Source organism: Actinomycetospora sp. (assembly GCF_055612215.1).
Genome location: NZ_JBVPVA010000118.1, coordinates 1 through 5,025 on the forward strand (window position 1 = coordinate 1; position 5,025 = coordinate 5,025).

The window sequence follows — 5,025 nt, forward strand, 5'->3', positions numbered from 1 at the left end:
CCGGCGCCGCCGGTCCCGCGGTCACACCGCGTCCTCGTCCGCGACCTGCTCCCAACGCTCGCTGAGCTCGTCGAGGGTCGCGAGCAGCGACTCGAGCTCCCCGGCGTCGTCCCCGCCGTTCATCAGGCGCATGTTCAGCCGCGCGACCCGCCGGGTCACCTCGGCGAGCAGCGTCTCGCCCTGCTGGGTGAGGGTGAGCAGCTTGCGACGCCCGTCGGCGGGGGCGGTGTCGCGCCGGATCAGCGCGCGGTCCTCGAGCCGACGGCAGACGTCCGCCATCGTGGATCGATCCAGAGCGACCGACGCGGCCAACGTGCCCTGGTCGACCCGCGGGTAGGCGTGCACCGCGGTCATCACCGCGAACTGCGGCCCGGTGAGGGCGGCGTCCACGTGCCGCAGCCAGGCGGCCGCGTAGGCCTGGTGCAGCCGCCGGACGAGGAAGCCGGGGGCGCTGCGCAGCGGCTCCGGGGTCCTCGGTGCGCCGCCGGGCGGCCGGCCCGGGCCGTTCGGCTCGTCGGCTGCCCCCGCCGCCCCGTCGTCTCTCGTCATGGCCCTCGTTCCCCCCAGGGCGGAGCGCTCCGCGTCGCCGATCACCAGGCGTCGACCTCGGCCAGGTGACCAGCCCGCGGGGTCCCCACCGCGAACTGCACGTCACTCGTCCGATGGGACGAGGACGCGCTCCCCCTGTACGCCGCGTCGCGACGCCGTCCCGCACGTTACGTCTCCGACCCCCGATGGGGCGAGTCACCCGCACCGGCGGGTCGGGGAGGGGATCTCACGACCGACCGGGCAGGTCGGCCGGCACCTGGGCGGGGAAGAGGCGCCGGACGTCGTCGAGGGTCACCAGCCGCAGGCTGATCACCTGCTCGACCACCGCGACGCGCCACCCCCGCGTCTTGTCGTTGAGGCGCACCCCGCGCAGCCACCGCTGGGCGTGCCGGAAAGCCTCGCTCTGGGTCTTCGGGCTCGGGGCGGGCCGGCCGGCCTCGCGGTGCCAGGCGGCGATCTGGTCGGCGTCGCCGTGCACGTGCTGCGGGGAGCGGAGCGACGGGGACCCGATCCCGCCGGCCCCGTCCGGGCTCCGCGCGGCCGCGATCAGGGTCGGTCCACAGGCCGCGACCAGCACCGACCACCAGGTCTCGTCGGTCGGCAGCGCCGCGTTGACGGTGGCGCCGCCCGCGAGGTCCGCCGGCTCGGCCACGCCCCCCACCGGCCCGAACGCCAGCAGGGCCAGGGTCACCTCGCGGCCGTCGGAGAGCCACAGCCCGAGCGAGGCGCGCGAGTCGCGCACGAGCAGCCCGTTGCCCTCGCGGATGCGGTCCTGCCCGGCGACGCCCGGGACGAGCAGGGTGAGCTGCCCGCCGTGGCGCTGGCGGTTGATCACGAGGTAGGCGTCGTCACGGATCTCGATCTCGGCCGCCACCCGGGACACCTGGTCGTCGGCCACGTGCACGTGCCGGTCGGAGGCGGCGTTGCGCCCGATCGTGGCGGTCTCGCCCCACGGCACCGAGATGCGCCGCTCGGTCCGCACGTCGAGCAGGGCCAGCCCGCCGAGGGGGAGCCGCCGCGCCGGGTCGCGGACCTGCCTCACACGCCCTCCCGTCGCCGACCTGCGGCGACATTATCCCCCGGCGGGGAGGGGAGACGTGATCGTCGGGTCCCCGGTCCGGGACCGGCCGTCGGGCGCGCGGCCGCGCGGGGCGGGCACCTGCAGGCGCAGGCGCGGGCCGTCCGCCCCGAGCCCGATCTCCGCGCCGGGAGCGAGGCGGGTGGGCCCGGTGACCCGGGCGTCGCCGACCGTGGTGCCGTTGGTCGAACCGAGGTCGGTCACCGTCCAGGCGCCCGAACCGTCGGGGGCCAGGGCGAGGTGGCGCCAGGACACGCTGGGGTGGTCGACGACGACGTCGCAGTCGGGATCGCGCCCGAGCTCGACCCGGCCCCGGACGTCGGTGTCGATCAGCCCGGAGCCGGCCGCGTCGTCGACGAGGAGTACCGCGCCCGTCGGCGCGGGGCGGGCCGTCCGGACGGTCCCGACGACCATGGTCCGCAGCCGCGCCGGGACGGCCACCGTCGCCATGGCGGCGATCGCCCCTGCGGACCATGGTCGACGGGGTGCGGCCGGCCGACCGGGTGGCAGCGCCACCGGTGCGGGTCCCGGCCGCGCGGCGGCCGCCCCGGGGGGCGACGACCGCGGCGTGACGAGCCGCGAGGGCAGCTCGGGGACGGCGGCGCCACGGGCCGCGGCCAGGCCCGCGGCGGTCGAGGCGCACGCTGCGGCGACCGGCAGCTGCTGCGGCTCGGAGAAGGCGGCGGTGATCACGACGCGGCCGAGTGGCACGTCCGGTGCCACGAGCAGGTGGACCCAGGTGCGCTCGACGAGCCGGCGCACGCCGTGCTCGCGGCCGTGCTCCACGTAGCCCTCGGCGAGCTCGCGGGCCAGCGCCTCCAGCGGGCGGCGCTGGGCGACCTCGGCGGCGTCGACGGGGTTCCACTCGACCCACAGGTGCGGGGCCGCGACCTGCTGGCCGCGCGGGGTCCACAGCAGGGCGTCCTGCCCGTCGAGGCGCGTGGCGGTGGCCCGCAGCAGCCCGTCGCCGTGCACCCAGGGTCGGGCCAGCAGCGTCCGGAGGACCCGGCGCACCCGGGCGCCGGCGTCCGGGGCGCGCGAGAGGTCGGTCGTGGGGCGGTCCTCGGGCGGGCCCTCGAGGGGCTCGGGCCGGGGCCGAGCCCAGGCCGCGACGACGACGGCCAGCCCGGCCGCGAGCGCCGCGAGCGCGACGAGGAGCACGGCGACCAGCCACGAGCCGGTCGCCCACCACAGCAGGAGCGTCCCGACGACCGCGGCGCCCGCGACCAGCTTTCCCCGTGGGCCCAGCAGCGGCGGGCGGGCGGTGGTCCCGTCGGTGCCGCCCGGGGTCGTGGTGCTCACGACGTACCGCCGGCGGCCACGACGCGGCCCAGGCCGGGGACCCGGTCGACCACCTGCGTCGCGCTCGGCAGGTGGGCCGAGGTCGCGCTGAGCACGGCGCTGTCGCGGATCGCCCCGCCCAGGTCCGCGGGCCCGGCGTCGGCGAGCAGGGCACCGGCCGCGACGCAGAGCACGAGGGCGAGCGCGCCGTGGGCGACGACCCCGACGAGCCGGTCGAGCAGGTGCGGGCGGGCGAGCCGCCCACCGCTGCGTCGGGTGGCCAGGGCGGCCGCGAGCCGGTGGCCCAGCCCGAGGCCGACCAGGCCGCCGACGCCGATCGCGACGACGAGCAGCACCGCCGAGGACGGGTCCCACCCGGTGGCCAGCCACCCGCCGAAGAACACCCCGGCGACCGCGCCCACCACGGACAGCACCAGCGCGGTGCCCCCGCGCCGCCAGCCCTGCCACGCGGCCACGGCGACGATCACGAGCACCACGACGTCGACGAGCACGGCGGTCCCGGGTGTCACGGGTCCTCCTCGGGGTCCGGTGGACGGTGTCGACCTCGAGTCAAGCCGGATGGGACCGCCGGGGGAGTGCCGAGTTCGGGAACTAATTCCCCTCGTCAGGACGCCCCGTGACCGCGACCACCCCGGCGTGTGTGATCGGCGTCGTGCGACCGACCCGGTACCGTGGGTAGCGGTAACCGGAAGTCTCCGGTACTCCTGGTACCTAGAAGTTTTCGAGGGATCGAGGAGACACCGTGACCGCCGCACTGTCAGGCAGCGCCCGACGACTGCGCAGCCTGGCCACCCGCCTCACCACGCCCCTGCTGCCCGACGACTACCTGACCCTGATCAACCCGCTGTGGTCGGCGCGTGAACTGCGCGGCCGGATCGTCAGCGTCACCCCCGAGGCCGAGGACGCGGCGACGATCGTCGTCGAGCCCGGCTGGGGCTGGGAGTTCGAGCACGCCGCCGGGCAGTACATCGGCATCGGCGTGCAGATCGACGGGCGCTTCGTCTGGCGCTCCTACTCACTGACGACGCCGCCGTCGCGGGACGGCCACCGGCTCGTCATCACCGTCCGCGCGATGCCCGACGGGTTCGCCTCGCAGCACCTCGTCAACGGCGTCACGCCCGGCACGGTCGTCCGGCTCGCCCCGCCGGCGGGCGAGTTCGTCCTGCCCGACCCGCTGCCGGCGAAGGCGCTCTTCCTGTCCGCGGGCTCGGGGATCACGCCGATCATGGCGATGCTCCGGTCCCTCGACCGGCGCCCGGACGCGACCGACGGCGCCGACCTCGTCGTGGTGCACTCCGCGCCCGACGCCGACCGCGCCCTCTTCGCCGACGAGCTCGACCTGCTGGGGCGCCGGCACCCGAGCTGGCGGGTCGTGGTGCGTCACACCCGTACGGAGGGGCACCTGCTCTTCCCGCGCGAGGGGAACCCTCGTGCGGGAAGAGCGCCCGAATCCTCCCCTCGCGGCACGCTGGAGGAGCTCGTCCCCGACTGGCGCGACCGCCAGACCTGGGCCTGCGGCCCCGGCGGGATGCTCGACGAGGCCGAGAAGGCCTGGGCCGACGCCGGGGTGGCCGACGCGCTGCACCTCGAGCGCTTCGCCGCCTCGTTCTCCGCCGGCGCCGAGGGCGGGACCATCACGTTCGCCCGCAGCGGCCGGACCGTCGAGGCCGACGGCGCCACCACCGTGCTCCAGGCCGGCGAGCAGGCCGGCATCCCGATGCCCTTCGGCTGCCGCATGGGCATCTGCCACACCTGCGTGGCCCCGCTCTCGAGCGGCGGCGTGCGCGATCTGCGCGACGGGTCCGAGCACCGCGTCGCCGACACCGATCAGTCCACCCGGACCGTCCAGACCTGCGTCACGGCTGCGGCCGGCGACTGCACGGTCGACCTGTAGGAGAGGGAGCCACAACCATGGCCATCTCGGACATCAAGGAATTCGCCCACCTCACCGCGGCCGACGTCGAGGCCCTCGGCGAGGAGTTCGACGCGATCCGCCGCGACGTCGAGGAGTCGCGCGGCGCGGCCGACGAGGAGTACATCCGCTCGATCATCAAGACCCAGCGCCGCATCGAGATCGCGGGCCGCGCCGCCCTGTT

Annotated in this window: 5 protein-coding genes and 1 pseudogene; 2 read left to right on the top strand and 4 right to left on the bottom strand. The window is 76.4% G+C overall.

What is annotated here, in order from left to right; genetic code table 11:
* Positions 1–21 precede the first annotated feature (21 nt).
* From AC0CYZ_RS03070 to AC0CYZ_RS03085, 4 genes are all read right to left on the bottom strand, one after another.
* Positions 22–549, bottom strand: a complete 528-nt coding sequence (locus tag AC0CYZ_RS03070) for a MarR family winged helix-turn-helix transcriptional regulator (RefSeq protein ID WP_472212234.1) — start codon at positions 547–549, stop codon at positions 22–24.
* A gap of 226 nt (positions 550–775) precedes the next feature.
* Complete coding sequence (locus AC0CYZ_RS03075) at positions 776–1,591, bottom strand: FHA domain-containing protein (protein WP_472212236.1); 816 nt, start codon at positions 1,589–1,591, stop codon at positions 776–778.
* A 30-nt stretch (positions 1,592–1,621) separates the two neighbouring features.
* Positions 1,622–2,929, bottom strand: a complete 1,308-nt coding sequence (locus tag AC0CYZ_RS03080) for an FHA domain-containing protein (RefSeq protein WP_472212238.1) — start codon at positions 2,927–2,929, stop codon at positions 1,622–1,624.
* A complete protein-coding gene (locus tag AC0CYZ_RS03085) occupies positions 2,926–3,438 on the bottom strand; it encodes a hypothetical protein (RefSeq protein WP_472212240.1) in 513 nt (170 codons plus the stop codon). The genes AC0CYZ_RS03080 and AC0CYZ_RS03085 overlap by 4 nt, the downstream gene beginning before the upstream one ends.
* Before the next feature lie 233 nt (positions 3,439–3,671).
* Here AC0CYZ_RS03085 and AC0CYZ_RS03090 point away from each other — a divergent pair, with 233 nt between their 5' ends.
* Together AC0CYZ_RS03090 and AC0CYZ_RS03095 are read left to right on the top strand one after the other, a co-directional pair.
* Complete coding sequence (locus AC0CYZ_RS03090; RefSeq protein WP_472212242.1) at positions 3,672–4,823, top strand: ferredoxin reductase; 1,152 nt, start codon at positions 3,672–3,674, stop codon at positions 4,821–4,823.
* 17 nt (positions 4,824–4,840) lie between these two features.
* A pseudogene (locus AC0CYZ_RS03095) lies at positions 4,841–5,025 on the top strand (acyl-CoA desaturase); the annotation flags it as partial.

Excerpts from the sequence above, each read along its gene's own strand:
- AC0CYZ_RS03070 (WP_472212234.1), bottom strand. The coding sequence starts at position 549 with ATGACGAGAGACGACGGGGCGGCGGGGGCAGCCGACGAGCCGAACGGC.